Source organism: Tepidanaerobacter syntrophicus (assembly GCF_001485475.2).
Lineage (GTDB): Bacteria > Bacillota > Thermosediminibacteria > Thermosediminibacterales > Tepidanaerobacteraceae > Tepidanaerobacter > Tepidanaerobacter syntrophicus.
Window position 1 is genome coordinate 427,247 of record NZ_DF976999.1, and the last position, 14,911, is coordinate 442,157.

The 14,911-nt window shown below is 41.9% G+C and carries 13 protein-coding genes and 1 pseudogene; all 14 read right to left on the reverse strand.

The genetic code is table 11. From position 1 onward, the window contains the following. Positions 1-17: 17 nt before the first annotated feature. Positions 18-893 carry an ABC transporter permease gene (locus TSYNT_RS02970; RefSeq protein WP_059031644.1) on the reverse strand — a complete coding sequence of 292 codons (876 nt, stop codon included), beginning with the start codon at positions 891-893 and terminating at the stop codon, positions 18-20. Positions 894-895: 2 nt separating this feature from the next. Beyond that, positions 896-1,867, reverse strand: a complete 972-nt coding sequence (locus tag TSYNT_RS02975; RefSeq protein WP_059031645.1) for an ABC transporter permease — start codon at positions 1,865-1,867, stop codon at positions 896-898. Positions 1,868-1,897: 30 nt separating this feature from the next. Then, entirely contained in the window at positions 1,898-3,454 is a 1,557-nt protein-coding gene (locus TSYNT_RS02980; RefSeq protein WP_059031707.1) for an ABC transporter substrate-binding protein, read from the reverse strand. 144 nt (positions 3,455-3,598) lie between these two features. Beyond that, positions 3,599-3,835, reverse strand: a complete 237-nt coding sequence (locus tag TSYNT_RS02985) for a hypothetical protein (RefSeq protein ID WP_162780983.1) — start codon at positions 3,833-3,835, stop codon at positions 3,599-3,601. Positions 3,836-3,969: 134 nt separating this feature from the next. After that, positions 3,970-5,340 (reverse strand): aspartate aminotransferase family protein, encoded by a 1,371-nt coding sequence (locus tag TSYNT_RS02990; protein WP_083497620.1) that lies wholly within the window; start codon positions 5,338-5,340, stop codon positions 3,970-3,972. Positions 5,341-5,411: 71 nt separating this feature from the next. Continuing rightward, complete coding sequence (locus TSYNT_RS02995; protein WP_059031648.1) at positions 5,412-6,404, reverse strand: D-cysteine desulfhydrase family protein; 993 nt, start codon at positions 6,402-6,404, stop codon at positions 5,412-5,414. Positions 6,405-6,463: 59 nt separating this feature from the next. Then, a pseudogene (locus tag TSYNT_RS12105) lies at positions 6,464-6,769 on the reverse strand (ABC transporter ATP-binding protein C-terminal domain-containing protein); the annotation flags it as partial. A gap of 38 nt (positions 6,770-6,807) precedes the next feature. Next, positions 6,808-7,968, reverse strand: coding sequence for an LL-diaminopimelate aminotransferase (locus TSYNT_RS03005; protein WP_083497623.1), 1,161 nt, complete (start codon positions 7,966-7,968; stop codon positions 6,808-6,810). 28 nt (positions 7,969-7,996) lie between these two features. Beyond that, positions 7,997-8,842: a diaminopimelate epimerase gene (gene dapF / locus TSYNT_RS03010; protein WP_059031649.1), complete on the reverse strand. Its 846-nt coding sequence runs from the start codon at positions 8,840-8,842 to the stop codon at positions 7,997-7,999. Between the two features lie 361 nt (positions 8,843-9,203). Continuing rightward, positions 9,204-10,613, reverse strand: coding sequence for a sensor histidine kinase (locus TSYNT_RS03015; RefSeq protein WP_059031650.1), 1,410 nt, complete (start codon positions 10,611-10,613; stop codon positions 9,204-9,206). Continuing rightward, a complete protein-coding gene (locus TSYNT_RS03020; RefSeq protein ID WP_059031651.1) occupies positions 10,610-11,272 on the reverse strand; it encodes a response regulator transcription factor in 663 nt (220 codons plus the stop codon). The genes TSYNT_RS03015 and TSYNT_RS03020 overlap by 4 nt, the downstream gene beginning before the upstream one ends. 26 nt (positions 11,273-11,298) lie before the next feature. Beyond that, the gene (locus tag TSYNT_RS03025) at positions 11,299-12,480 is read right to left on the reverse strand and encodes an ABC transporter permease (RefSeq protein ID WP_059031652.1); all 1,182 of its coding nucleotides are present in this window, start codon (positions 12,478-12,480) and stop codon (positions 11,299-11,301) included. Beyond that, positions 12,481-13,161: an ABC transporter ATP-binding protein gene (locus TSYNT_RS03030; protein ID WP_174221077.1), complete on the reverse strand. Its 681-nt coding sequence runs from the start codon at positions 13,159-13,161 to the stop codon at positions 12,481-12,483. It abuts the gene before it with no gap. A 7-nt stretch (positions 13,162-13,168) separates the two neighbouring features. Beyond that, positions 13,169-14,857, reverse strand: a complete 1,689-nt coding sequence (locus tag TSYNT_RS03035; RefSeq protein ID WP_059031654.1) for an efflux RND transporter periplasmic adaptor subunit — start codon at positions 14,855-14,857, stop codon at positions 13,169-13,171. Between the last annotated feature and the right edge of the window lie 54 nt (positions 14,858-14,911).

A 14,911-nucleotide genomic window follows, 5' to 3' on the forward strand; every position in this document is an offset into this window, starting at 1 on the left:
ACCACCTAGTTGAAAGTTTATTTCATCTTTGGATCAAAGGCATCTCTGATACCGTCTCCAAACAGATTAAATCCAAGAACTGCAAGTAATATGGCAAGGCCGGAATATGTGGCTATGTGGGGAGATGTAAGCAGGTAGTCCCTGCCTGACCTTAATATATTGCCCCAAGAAGCCGTAGGCGGCTGAATTCCCAGTCCTAAAAAACTTAAGGTTGCTTCTGAAATGATGGAACCTGCCAGGTTCATCGTGGCATAGACGATGACCGGTGACAAAATGTTAGGAATTATGTGGTTGAAAATCAGGTGAAAGTCCGAGGCTCCCAAGGATTTTACCGCCTGGCAGTATTCCTCACCTTTTACCACAAGCACTTGTCCTCTTGCTATTCTGGCATATCCGGGAACATTCGCAATACCTATTGCGATAATAACGTTTTCCAGGCCTTGGCCTAGGACAGTCATCAAAACGATGGAAAGGAGAACGAAGGGGAATGCGAACATGCCGTCCATAAATCTCATGATTACGGTATCCAATATTCCTTCCTTATAGCCTGCAATTATTCCTAATATTATTCCAATGGTGCCGCCTACCAAAGTCGCACCGGCAGCAACCAGAATTGATATTCTCGAGCCATATATTATTCTGCTGAGCAGGTCTCTGCCAAACTCGTCGGTTCCAAGGATATGGCCGGGGGTTCCGGGTTTTAAAAATGTTTTACTAATATCCATGGCATTGGGATCATAAGGCGCAAGCAGCGGAGCAAATATAGCCATGCACACAGCTGCAATAACTATGACCATTCCTATAACGGCGGTCTTGTTGCGCTTGAGCCTGGCCCAAGGGCTGTTGGCTTTGCGTTCCAGCTGCATCAGCTTATTTTCATCAATCATTTCCATATCTAAGCGCCACCCCCGTGTTCTGAAGTTTTGGTATAGCGGATTCTGGGGTTTACTACTGCATAGAGGATGTCTACGATAAGATTTGTGATAACATAAATCAGCGCTATAAAAAGCACGCTCCCCTGTACAAGACCGTAGTCCCGCTTTTCAATGGCATCTACTACCATTTTCCCCATGCCGGGCCAGCTGAATATTGTCTCTGTAAGAATGGCTCCGGACAAAAGCGATGCAAGCTCTATACCGACAACGGTGATTATAGGAGGCAGGGCGTTTTTAAAGGCATGCTTCCATATTACTACGGATTCACGAAGGCCCTTTGCCCTAGCTGTCTTAATATAGTCCTGCCTGATTATATCTAGCATGCTGGAGCGGGTTATCCTGGCAAACATAGCCGCCGGAATCGTGGCAAGACACACTGAGGGCAGTATCAAGTGCTTTATAACGTCCATTATCCCCTTGCTCATGCTTCCCATTCCTGTAGAAGGCAGCCATCCCAGGTTGACACTGAAAGTAAGAACCATCATAAGGCCGAGCCAAAATATAGGCATTGAAACGCCAATAAGCGCAAGTACCATCGTTACATAATCAAAAATAGAATACTGCTTTGTGGCGGAAATAACGCCAATAGGGATGCCCACCAGCAGCGCAAGTATCATACTTGCCGCAGCCAGTATAACCGTATTCGGGAACCTTTCCAAAATAAGCAGCGTTACAGGCTCATTGTAGTAAAAAGATGTGCCAAAATTTCCGTGCAAAATATCGTTCATATATATCAAAAATTGTTTGGGAATGCTTTCATTTAAACCCAGCTTCACCCTCATCTTCTCTACAGCTTCCACACTAGCTTGAGGACCCAGCATCACCGATGCCGGGTCCCCCGGAATTATCCTTGTGACAAAAAATGTGATTAAAGCTACGACGAAAAGGGTGGGCAGGATTTCTACCAATCGTTTTAAAATGTATTTAAGCAATTCTTGTACCTCCCACCGAAAAACTATTGCTTATTTTTGCTTCCAAACGTTAATTTCGCTCGTTACAAGATTTATCTGGTTGTCAGGTGAAACTACAAAGCCCTGCACGTTCTTGTTAAGACCATAAATGACTTTTTCATGGGCATAATCTATTTGAGGAAGTTCTTCAACTATTAATTTTAGGGCTTTTTTGTAAAGAGCCGCCCGCTCGTTTATATCCACTGTTGTTGTAACAGCATCGTCTAGGAGTTTGTCAACTTCAGGATTGTTAAAGCCCTGACCGTTGCCTAAAGAGCCTATCTGGCTGCTGTGGAACATCTGGTTCAGGAAGAAGTAAGGATCCGGATACCATGTCCAAGACATGCCGTAAAGGGGTGCCTTGCCCTTTGATGCGATATCGCTGAATGTACCCCACTCAGATACCTGAATCTTCATATCGATATTTAAGTTTTGCTTTAAGTAGTTCTGCATGATTGTACTCATTTTCATTCTTGCAGGTTTATTGCCTACATGAATCTCGGTTTCAAAACCATTGGGATAGCCTGCCTCTGTAAGAAGCTGTTTTGCCTTTTCAGGATTGTAGGCCGGTATCAAGGATTCTAAGGAAGGATCGTATCCCCATGATCCGGGAGGCAGCGGCAGGTAACCTCTCTGGGCTTCGCCCCATGTATATATGCCTTTTACCATTTCGTCAATATCAACAGCGCTTATTATGGCTTCCCTGACTTTTCTGTCTGCTGTGGGTCCCTGCATCATATTCATGTAAACATAGGAAACCACGAGACCCGGTACTTCTTCCAGGACCAAATCATCGCTCTGTTTTATGACATTGATGCTTTCGCCTACAAGATCTGTGGCTACATCTATTTCTCCGGTTCTAAGAGCGTTTGCCATCATGTTGATATCGCTTATGAACTTGAATACTACACCGTCAAGATGGGGTTTTTGTCCCCAATACTTTTCATTTCTCTCTAAAACTACGCTGTCATCTTTTATAAAGTCTACAAGCTTGAAGGGACCTGTTCCTACAAGATGAAGTCCGAACTGGTCTCCCCAGCCTTCCACTTCTTCTTTCGGCACAATGGTATTTCCGGCATCAGTCAGCGCTGTTAAAAATGCCGCATTAGGAGCCTTTAGAACTGCTTTGATTTCAGTGTCAGACACTACATCCACATGGTCTAACATACTTAGCCTGTTCATCGCAGATTCCTTTGCCGAGCGCTCCAGGCTGTATTTGACATCTTCTGCCGTCATTTTTCTGCCGTCTTGGTATTTGCCTTTTTGGAAGTAAACATCATCTCTTAATTTAAACGTATATGTTTTCATGTCATCCGACACAGACCATTCAGTGGCAATGGCCGGTATTATATTCTGCAGGGATTTATCATATTTTACTAAAGTATCACATACATTTATTATTACGTTACCTTCATAAACTCCTGTATAGTCTACGGGATCAAGGTTTTTAGGAGTCGCAGAAAGAGCTATGGTTAAAGTGCCGCCATCTTTCTCATCAGCTGCTCCGCCTGTCGCTTCACTTGTTTCAGGTTTTGACTCTTTTGTGCCTGTGCCGCAGCCGGCAACCATTGTAATGCAAATAAATAGAGCAATTAGTATGCAGATTATTCTTTTTAGATTATGAGCTTTCAAATTTTTCCCCTCCTAATTTTACATAGTCAAAAAGCTTTTACCTAATATCTCTCTTTTGAAATCGTGAAATCTTAAAATCCCCTACCGCCGCTTCACCACCTCCTTGCAAAATTGAAAATCTTTAAGATATTTTCTATTCTCATTCATTGCAGAATTTACAGCTTCTTCTTGGAAACTCCTGACAAGTTTGATTGCAAACCATTCTACAGGCCCGGTGATTACATCGTGAAATGCTTTAGTGGTACATGCCGGCACCATGGAAGCTGCAATAAATGCACCTTTTTTATCCAAACTATTATGTAGTAGCATTAACTTCATAAAGCAATTGATCTTATATAAATCGATAGGTTTCAGTCTCCTTATTATAACATAATGGTACTTTACTGCAAATATCGAAATGTGAAAACGATTCCAAAATGCAAAAGCCTCCATATTCTGGAGGCAGTTCTTATCTATTTTTTTCGAATGACTCTTTTTACGGTGCTTAATGTAAGTTTAAAGAGGCCGCTATTTTTTGAAAATATGTCTTCAAGGGAGTTCAGCATGTAGTCGATGTCTTCTTTTTCGATGATAAGAGGCGGTTCAAGCCTTATGACATTAGGATTGTTTAAAGTGTATGCTGTAATTATGCGGTGGGTGTTAAGAAGCTCTCCGGCCACCATGGAACCTGTATACTCTTTGTAGAATCTGTTGACAGCGCCTCCTGTAAGCTTACTTAAAATCCCTTTCTCGGGTGTTTCAAATTCAATACCTGCCATCAGCCCTCTTCCTCTTACATCCTTTATTATGCCGTAGCGGTCTTTTAGGGTTTTAAGTCCCTCCAGCATATATTCTCCCACTTCTTTTGCGTGCTCAGGCAGGTTTTTCTCGATTATTGCGTTGATAGATGCTATTCCTGCAGCGCAGGCCATGGTATTGCCGCCAAAAGTCGATGTATGCAGGAGGCATTTTTCCATACCGCCAAAGGCCTTTTCCCATACTTCCTCTGTGGTAATAAAGGCTCCTATAGGAACTACTCCGCCTCCCAATGATTTTGCAACTGTCATAATATCAGGCGAAACCCCTTCTCTTTCACAGGCAAACATGGTCCCCGTCCTGCCAAAGCCTGTCTGGATTTCATCAGCTATCAGAAGCACGCCGTATTTGTCGCAAAGCGCCCTTACATCCTTCAAATAACCTTCGGGAGGCACGATAATTCCGCCTTCTCCCTGTATAGGCTCTACTATAAATGCTGCTATGTCTTTTTGCTTTAGTTTTTCTTCCAGGGCATTCGCATCACCGTATGGCACTGTTTGAAAACCGGGAACCAACGGTAAAAAGGGCTCCTGATATTTCTTTCTGCCTGTTGCGGAAAGCGCTCCATAGGTCTTGCCGTGAAAAGACCCTTCGCAGGATATGATGCCGGTTTTACCGCTTGCAGCCCTTGCGGCTTTCAGTGCGCCTTCAACAGCTTCCGCACCGCTGTTGCAGAAAAAGCTGTGTTTTAAACCTTTAGGAACAACTTGAGCAAGATTGTGGCCCAAAACCGCCGCAAAAGTGCTTAAGGAAGCTTGAAGAAGATTCGGCCTTTCCTTTACTTTTCCAAGCGCTTCGTATATTTCAGCAGGATTATGCCCTAAGTTCAATGCGCCATAGGCTCCTAAAAAATCTATATATTTGTTGCCGTCACTGTCATAAACATAGCATCCTTCAGCTTTGACAAAGTTTTTATCGAAATTTATAAGGCTGAGCATCGATGCAAGGCCCGGATTTACATATTCTGAGTATAGTTTTCGTATATCATTTCGCGATAGTTTCTCCACATCTTCGATTTTGTACAACATGCGCCACACCTCTTTTTTTATTCTATTGAAATTATATATGAGTTGGCATGGCATGTCAAAATATGTTTTTATTAGTCGCTGTTTTCTACCAGCATATCAAATAAGGCAGGAGTTCCGCCGGTGTGAATAAAAATAATATTTGACCCTTTTTCAAAAAATCCTTTTTTAACCAAATCTATAAGGCCGGCCATAGCCTTGCCTGAATATACCGGATCTAATATTATTCCTTCAGTTTCAGCTGTGAATTTTATTGCCTCTACCCCTTGCCGGCTGGGCTTTCCGTATCCGCTTTCACCTATATATTCGTCAAAGACGATTATCTCGTCAGGCAAAATTTCCAGGTCGGCTCCCAATAAGGATATAGAGTCTTGGGCAATTCTTGAAATGTCTTGCTTAAACACGCTTTTTTCTGAGTCAACGCTTATGCCAACAACTTTAGCATCCCTTTTCGCAAGGCGCACTCCTACTTCAAGTCCCGCCGATGTTCCTCCGGATCCCACCGCATTTACTATATAATCTATTCTTAAGTTTTGGCTGTCGGCCTGACTAAAAAGTTCTAAGGCGCAATCCACATATCCGCATGCTCCAAGGCCGATAGAGCCGCCAACAGGAATAAAATAAGGATTTTTGCCCTTAGCTCTCAACTCATCCATTAGCTTATCAGCCTCTATGCCTATTTCATTATAACTTGACACATCAAAAAACCGCATATCGGCATTCATCAGCTTTTCTAAGAGTAAGTTGCCTTGGAATTGAGCAGGTTTTTTGCCTTTTAGCATTAAAATTACATCAAGGCCAAGTTTTCTGCAGGCGGCACAAGTCATTCGGGTATGGTTGGACTGAATGCTGCCTGTGGTTATTATTACATCAGCCTCTTTTTTTAGGGCATCGGCCAACAAAAATTCCAGCTTGCGGCCTTTGTTTCCCCCTATAGCAAGACCGGTGTTGTCGTCTCTTTTAAAATAAATATTCACGTCTCCCAGTTTTTTCGAAAGATTAGATGCTAAATCTAAATCCGTAGGCAATTGGCAAAGTTTAACCCGAGGTAAGTTTAAGCCTGTCATATATTTCATCTTCTCCTTTTATATAATAGTAGTTCTTTATAATAGTAGTTCTTTCTAAATTATATAGCTTTATGCTTTACACCCAAATACGCTTCTTGTACTGCAGGGTTTGATAAAAGTTCCTTTCCGGTGCCGGAAAGCACTATTCTTCCTGTCTCTAATACATATGCATAATCTGCTATTTCCAAAGCCTTTTTAGCGTTTTGTTCAGCTAAAAGGATAGTCGTTCCTTGTTCTTTAACCTGCAGTATTGTCTTAAAAACCTCGCTTGTGTAAAGAGGCGAAAGGCCTAGGGAAGGTTCGTCTAAAAGGAGAATTTTTGGTTCGTTTCTAAGTCCTGTTGATAAAATATTTGAATTGTTCCCTTATATCACATCCCTTCACCTGGGCAGTTAGACAGATATTAAAACTTAAGCTTTCTCATTCTGGATAATGCTTCATCTATTCTGTCATCCGGTGTAGTAAGGGAAATCCTGAAAAATCCCTCCCCATATTCTCCATAAGCATTACCCGGAATCACTACTACGGCAGCCTTATCTACTAAATACTCTGCGAATGAGGCAGAAATATACCCTTTAGGCACGCTCGCCCAAATATAAAAGGTTCCCTGGGGTAATTCAACGTCAAAGCCCATATCTTTTAAAGCTTCGAATACAAAGTTCCTTCTTTTTGTAAGTATGCGTCGGAATTCCTCCACGCTGTCTTGAGGTCCTGAGAGTGCCTCAACTGCGGCGCTTTGGATCGCTGTAAACTGCCCGGAATCTACATTAGTCTTTATTCTTCCCAATGCTTTGATTATGTCTTTGTTTCCTACGGCATACCCGATTCTCCAGCCTGTCATTCTGTAAGGCTTTGATAAAGAGCCCAGCTCGATAGCTGTTTCTTTTGCTCCTTTTGCAGAAAGAATGCTTGGCGCTTTATAATCTTCGTAGATTATATCTGCATATGCGCTGTCATGGCATATGACAATGTCGTATTTCTTGGCAAATTCTATAGCTTCTTCAAAAAATTCTTTGTTGGCTACTGCCGATGTTGGATTATTTGGATAGCATAAAAACATTATTGTAGCTTTTTCGGCAATATCTTTATCGACTTTAGTAAAATCAGGCAAAAATTTATTTTCTTTAAGCAATGGCATCGTATATGGAATGCCGCCGGCAAAAAGCGTGGCTGTTTTGTATACCGGATATGCGGGATCCGGAATTAGAGCATAGTCATCTTCATCTATAAAGGCATAAGCAGTATTTACTATACCTTCTTTTGAACCGATAAGAGCCATTACCTCAGTATCAGGGTCAAGTTCTACTTCAAATCTTTTAGAATAATAGCGTGCTACGGCACACCGAAACTCATAAGAGCCTTCATAGGCGGGATAACGATGGTAGGCAGGATTATGAATTTCTCTTTCCATAACCTTTATTATATTTTCAGGAGTAGGTATATCCGGATCGCCAATTGCTAAAGTTATCACATCAATTCCTTTTTTTGTCAAATCCGCAACTTTTTTATCAATCTCAGCCGAGATATATGGTGGAACTTTTTTAATTCTTTCTGATATCTTCATCTTTATTCCTCCCATTTTATTATGTCATTTAGCAAATTTTTTCAAGCTCTAAGTGTCCCTCGAAAACCTCCTGGGCAGGTCCCGTCATATACACTCTTTTATCATCTGTAAGTTCGATAAATAAGTCACCTCCGGGCAAAGTAACTTTTACTTGTTTTCCCGTAAAACCTTTTTCAAAGGCGGCAGCAGCAACTGCGCATGCCCCTGTGCCGCAAGCCATGGTAATGCCGCATCCTCTTTCCCATACACGCATTTTCAAATGGTCTTTTGAAATTACCTGAACAAACTCTACATTCGTCTTTAGCGGAAAAAGCGGATAGTTTTCTATCTTCGGGCCCCATTTTTCCAATGGAACCTTTTCAACATCATCCGTAAATATTACGCAGTGGGGATTGCCCATATCAACGCCTGTTGCTTCAAATAAATTTTCATCTATTTTAATCTCAAGATTCTTTGCCTCTTTATCTGGCTCTCCTTCTACCGGAATGTCTTGATTTAGAAAACTATAAGTTCCTATATCAACTTTAATAGCAGTAACAATATCATCTTTCATAATTATTTCCGGCCTTTGTATACCGGCTATAGTTTCAACCGTCATATTTTTTTTGGCTACAATTCCTTTTTTATAGACAAAACTTGCAAAACATCTAACACCATTTCCGCACATAGGAGCTTCGCTGCCATCACTGTTTATGATCCTCATTTTTATATCTGCCGCATCTGATGGCAGCACCAGTAGTATGCCATCTGCACCGACTCCAAAATGTCTGTCGCAAATTTTTTTGGCGTTTTTGATTATTGTCTGTATATCTTCCTCCAGGCCTTTTACAACTATAAAGTCATTGCCTAATCCATGCATTTTTGTAAAATTCAAAATGTAGCCCTCCTTCTAAATATAATAATTTACAGCAATAATAATGCCAATCCTTTGATTGTCAAAATTTGCTTAAATCTGGGGTCTTTCCTGGATTGCTATAAAAATAAAAGTTCGGTTTTTCGGAATATGTTTATTAAATTTATTAACATATCCGGCAGTAAATCTTACTTTGCCGGGATTTCCGAAAAACCGAACTATGGTTCAGATATACGAACTAATTTTGTTTTTTATGAAAGAAATTATAAAATCATCTCACTTACCACGCATAATTATATTCTTTTATAGTAACTTACTCAAGAACCTTGGAGTATTTCTTAAAAAATTTTTCAGGTAAAAGAAAAAGAGGATTTTATCCTCTTTACATTTCAATATAAAACGAGACTCCTTCTTCTTCGTTTTTGGCATATATATTGCCGCCGTGAAGGGTTATTATACGCTGAACTATGGCAAGTCCCAAACCTGTTCTGCCTCTCGAACCTTTGTTGTATTTTTGAAAAAGGGCATCCATGATTTCAGGTTCGATATTGGGACCATCGTTGTAAATATGAAGAAGGAAGGAATTTTCGCCTTTAGGCTCCAGCTCTATGTCGATTCTGCTTTTGGCGTGGCGAATTTGGTTGTCAAGAAGATTTTCCAGGGCAACGCGCCACTGCTCTTTGTCAGCTTTTGTTTTGACGGGGGTAAGTTTTATCGACCAATCCAAGGCCTTTCGGTGCCAGCGGAGCCTTTCAACTACTTCTTTTATAAGTTCATCCAGCTGGAAGGTTTCTAGTGTCTGCTTATGTGTGGTAAGATAGTCAAGCTTTGTAAGGTACAGCAGGTTTTGAATAAGTTTTTGAAGTCTGTTGGCTTCCTCCTCGATAACCTCTAGTGTTCGGTTAAGGTCGCCCTTTGGAAATATACCGTCTTTTATGGCCTGTATATAGCTTTGAATCACCATAACGGGAGTCTTAAGCTCATGGGATATATTCTGCAGCAAAGACTGCTGGGCTTCATCTTGGAAAATCAGCTGCTGTCGGAGTTTTTCAACAGAATTCCCTAAACGGCCTATCTCGTCCTTTCGCTCAAGTTTTATCGGTTCCTGCCAGTCTCGATTTGCTAGCCTTTCCACACGTTTTTCCAAGATAACCAATGGTTTCGTAAGATACCTTGCCAGTGCCAGTGACGGCAGCCAGCTTAGGATGAACGCAAAACCCATTATAGCTGCAAGTTTCTTAAAAAGGGTTTTCACAAGATCTTCTCTATAAGTATCCCACATATATGATACAAGATAAACATCCCGGCCCATGAGTTTGCCTCTTGTGATTACATAAAATATTCTTCTATTGTTTATCTGGCCGCTGTATTGGCAGCTTTCCTCGGTTTGGCTTTTGGCTTCATTAATTATTTGTTCCAGTATTTCTCTTGGCGGAAGTATCAGAAGATGCTTTACAGCGCCTTCCGGAATCTCGGAAGGTTCTATAGGATTTGATATTCCCGGAGACATTATGGTATAGTTTTCCTTCAGTACTATAAAATGATTGACCGTACGTATATCGTCTTGAGGCGGCCGGTTTAGTATTCTGCTGGACTCCCACTCTTCCTTTGTCGTCTCGTCGGAAAAGCGCTCAAGGACCATGCCCTGCGCGCTTTCAATAGTTGCGTAGACTTCATTGGTGAAAAATTCCCTAAGGGTTGCAGGAAGCAAAATACACAGAAGGAGAGTTATGCAAAGGGTGATTATCGCAAATACAAGCCAAATTTGCAGGGAAAGGGGAAGATTTTTCATGACTTCACCAGCCTATAACCGTATCCGTAAATTGTCTCTATATTAAGGTAGGGAAGTTTTTTCCGAAGCCGCCTTATTAAATCATCTACCACTCTGTCTGAGCCGAAGTAGTCAGTGCCCCATACTGCCGCAAGTATCTGCTCCCTGGATAGGGCTATTCCCTGGTTTTTTATAAAATACAGTGTTATGTCGAACTCCTTTGATGTCAGATCTACTGTCTCATCGTTTGTTTTGACGGTTCTGCTTGCCTCATTTATTGTATAAGGGGGAACATTGTAAATCTGAAGGCCGGGGCTGTAAATCCGCTCCAGCAAATTCCTGCACCTTATAACGAGCTCTCTGGGGAGAAAAGGCTTTGCCAGATAATCATCGCTGCCCAGCTCAAGGCCTACCACTCTGTCGATATCCGCATCTCTTGCAGAAATGAAGATGATGGGGGTGGCAGGGGAAGCCTTTTTTATTTCCTGAAGGAGATGATAACCGTCTATATCAGGCAGCATTATATCCAGTATCCATAAATCAGGAGGATCCTTTATGGCATCCTCAGCCTCGCTGCCGGTTAGGAATGAAGAAACCTGCCAACCTTCCTTTTCAAGATATGAAGTGAGCACTAAATTTAAGTTTTTGTCGTCTTCCACTAAATATATGCGGTAAGACATAAATTTTTCACCTCTCCCAGCCGGATTTATTCATAGCGCAGGGCTTCAATCGGCTTTAAGCTGCTTGCCTTATTGGCAGGATAAAGTCCAAAGAAGATACCCACCAGCATCGAAAAGCCAAAGGCAATGGCCGTCACCGAATACGTGGTTTTTGCCGTTATTCCTATAACTTGCGCTATACCTCGGCTCATTAAAATTCCGACGATTATGCCTATTACTCCGCCGATGCCGCTGAGCACTAAGGATTCTATGAGAAATTGGCTCAATATGTCCCGCTTTCTAGCGCCAAGAGCTTTTCTTATTCCTATTTCTCTTGTGCGCTCAGTTACAGACACCAGCATTATGTTCATAATACCTATGCCGCCAACCAGCAGTGATATCGCCGCAATGCCGCCCAACATCATGGTAAGCGTTGAAGTGGTTTCGTTTAGCGTATCCAGCATTTCAGTCTGGCTGAAAATCCGATAAGCTTGGAAATCACTATTGGTATCTGTCTTAAATATCCTGGAAAGTTTTACAGATATTTCTTGAGTGGCAAGGTCTACGGTATCTTCTGACGCTGCCTGCATATATATTGTCCTTACGCCTCGGTTTTGCAGGAGCCTTTCAGCTGTAGTAACAGGGATGTATATGTCTTCATCATTGGAGCCCATCATGGAGCTGGAGGATTCAAGGATGCCTACTACTTTAAAAATCTGTCCGTTAATCTTTATTTCTTGTCCTACAGGGCTTACCAGGCCGAAAATATCCTCAGCTATCCCCGGGCCCAAGATAGCAATCTTCTGGCGCATGTAAACATCGGCGGATGTTATAAATCTGCCTTCTGCCAGTTTGTAGTTTCGTATGCCCAAAAACTCTTCATTTGTACCCTGAATCTGGGCGGTAGTATTTTTATTGCCGTGCTTTACGGTTGCGCTGCCGTTCATAATCGGTGCTACTGCGCTGATATAAGGACTTTCTCCAAATTCCATCGCTTCTTCATAACTTAAAGTGGTATTTGCTCCTCTGCCCGTTATATTTACAGTAAGTAAATTGGAACCCAGGCTTTGAATCTGCTCAGTTACTTGGGAGGTGGCGCCTTGGCCTATAGATACCAGCGCAATTACCGAAGTTACGCCTATGATTATGCCCAGCATTGTCAAAAATGAACGCAGCTTGTTGTCAAGAATGCCCCGCATTGCTATTTTTATGGTCTGCAGTATATCCATTTAACCTGCCACCTTTACATCTTCTATTATTTTGCCGTCCTGAATATGGACATTTCTTTGAGCCTGCTTTGCGATGTTTATGTCGTGGGTTATAAGGATGACGGTTTTTCCGCTTTTGTTAAGTTCCTTTAGTATCTGCATAATCTCAGTGCCGGACTTTGTGTCCAAGTTGCCTGTAGGCTCGTCTGCAAGGATTACGGGAGGATCTGTAGATAAGGCTCTTGCTATGGCGACTCTTTGCTGCTGGCCTCCGGAAAGTTCCTTGGGCTTATGATGTATTCTATCGCCCAAGCCCACAATTTCCAGCATTTTGACAGCCCGCTCCCTTCTTGCAGGGCCTTTTTTGCCTGCATAAGTCAGGGGCACTTCTACGTTCTCCACTGCATCCAGCTTAGGCAGCAGGTTGAAGCTTTGAAATACAAAACCTATGTGCTTGTTCCGTATAATTGCAAGCTGGTCGTCGCTGAGCTTTGACATATCCTTGCCCTCAAAAAGATAACTGCCTTCGGTGGGAGTGTCCAGGCATCCGAGAATGTTCATTAATGTAGATTTTCCCGAGCCTGACGGCCCCACTATTGCTATAAATTCGCCTTGTTCTATCCCAAGTGTTATGCCATCTAATGCATGCACTTCAGTGTCTCCCAGTTTATATATCTTATAGATATCCTCAAGTTGTATCAGCATTTAACTACCCCCGACCACTGGGCGCAGGGCCTTCGGTTGGCGCAGGACTCATCGGCATCATTTCGTTTTGTCGCTGACTGTTTGTAGTAGAAGTGCTGGCGGCATTAGATAAGAGCACTGTATCGCCTTCATTTAAACCACTGACGATTTCTACGTATTCATCATTGCTGATTCCTGTTTTTACTTCCACCATATTATTTGCGGTCGAAGTAGCATTTGATGTCTTATTGACATTTTTGGAGTTTGCAGTCTTGTCGGCAGAAGATGAAGTATCGCCTTCAGCGGATGCAAGCATCACATAGGTCTTGTTATTTCGGTATTGGATGGCAGTTATGGGAAGCATAAGCACATCTTGCTTGTTTGCAATGATCATCTCAACATCCACTGTCATACCGGCTTTTAGCTCGTTTACTTTATCAGTGGTTATCGTAACATCAAATGTAGAAACATTGTTCTGGCTTGTGCCTTGTTCTGCGATCTTTTCAACCTGACCTTTAAATACCTTATCAGGTACCGCCTCTGCCGTGATATTTACCGGCATGCCTACGGTTATGTTATTTATGTCCAGCTCGTCTACAGGAAGCACAACCTGCATCTTTGAATAATTTACAATTACCGCAGCCGGTTCGCTGCTTGAACTTGAAGAAGTAGACGGTCTTATAAGGTCGCCTTCCCGAACGTTTTGCTCTATGATGGTTCCATCTATCGGAGCATATACCAGAAGATTTTCCAGCTCGGATCTTTTCGACTGAAGGTCTAGCTGTGCCTGCTGAAGGCTTAGCTGCTGCTTTTCAATATTTGCATTTATATCTTCCAAATCAAGGGAGAATAATTTTTGGCCCTTTGTGACAATTTGGCCTTCTTCAATATAAACGTTATTGACTTTAGATGATATTTCGGATTTTACTTCCACTGCATCCAAAGGCTCTATCAGTGCTTGTTCCATACCTTCCTCTTTACCGCTGTCTGTTATTACATAGCCCTCAACGCTGGTATCTGATCCTTCTACATAATAGTTGCCATCGACTGTTATGGTCACATAGTAATAAATGCTCCCATAAGATGTGCGCGTCCCGACGGTGTCTATTTTTGTAACAACACCGTCAATGGTGTATATAGGATCTATAAACATAATTTCAGCTTTTTGTCCTATCTTCATTTTACTTGTTTGCGAAGAAAGAAATGGAACTTTAACCTGACATTTGTCCTGATTTTGTATAGTAGCCACAACTGTGTTTGCATTTACCGAATCGCCGACTTTAATATCGACTGATTTTACGACTCCGTCAGCCGGAGCATAAATCACAGCCTTTTCTTTTTGCTTTAAGGCGTCTTGAAGATCTATCTGCTGCTGCTTAAGAGAGAGCTCTGCTTTTTGAAGGCTGATTGCAAGGTCTTCATTAGACAATTCATAAAGCAAATCGCCTTCTTTAACCACATCTCCTTCATTGAAGTAAACTTTTTTAACTGTGCCGTCTACTTTTAAATTAATTGTTTCCTGCTCCATAGGCTCAAGGGTGCCGGAATCCTTAAGTACAACTTCCAGATTCCCCTTTGTTACCTTGGCTGTAGATAATTTTTGGGCTGCCGCAGTCCCCTTTGAGCTGCTTTTCTGTTTCCATAAATATCCCGCAAAAATTAATGCAGCAACCACAACACAAATTATTGCTATTTTTATAACTTTCTTTGACAACCGCTTTTCCTCCCCTGCTCAATTCTTTAAGGTTGAGTTAATTCTATTTAATGA

Bases quoted from the DNA above. Each gene is read 5' to 3' on its own strand.
- TSYNT_RS02980 (WP_059031707.1), bottom strand. From the start codon at position 3,454: ATGGTTGCCGGCTGCGGCACAGGCACAAAAGAGTCAAAACCTGAAACA.
- TSYNT_RS02985 (WP_162780983.1), bottom strand. From the start codon at position 3,835: ATGAAGTTAATGCTACTACATAATAGTTTGGATAAAAAAGGTGCATTT.
- TSYNT_RS02995 (WP_059031648.1), bottom strand. From the start codon at position 6,404: ATGACAGGCTTAAACTTACCTCGGGTTAAACTTTGCCAATTGCCTACG.
- TSYNT_RS02990 (WP_083497620.1), bottom strand. From the start codon at position 5,340: ATGTTGTACAAAATCGAAGATGTGGAGAAACTATCGCGAAATGATATA.
- TSYNT_RS02970 (WP_059031644.1), bottom strand. From the start codon at position 893: ATGGAAATGATTGATGAAAATAAGCTGATGCAGCTGGAACGCAAAGCC.
- TSYNT_RS03025 (WP_059031652.1), bottom strand. From the start codon at position 12,480: ATGGATATACTGCAGACCATAAAAATAGCAATGCGGGGCATTCTTGAC.
- TSYNT_RS03015 (WP_059031650.1), bottom strand. From the start codon at position 10,613: ATGAAAAATCTTCCCCTTTCCCTGCAAATTTGGCTTGTATTTGCGATA.
- TSYNT_RS03005 (WP_083497623.1), bottom strand. From the start codon at position 7,968: ATGAAGATATCAGAAAGAATTAAAAAAGTTCCACCATATATCTCGGCT.
- TSYNT_RS03020 (WP_059031651.1), bottom strand. From the start codon at position 11,272: ATGTCTTACCGCATATATTTAGTGGAAGACGACAAAAACTTAAATTTA.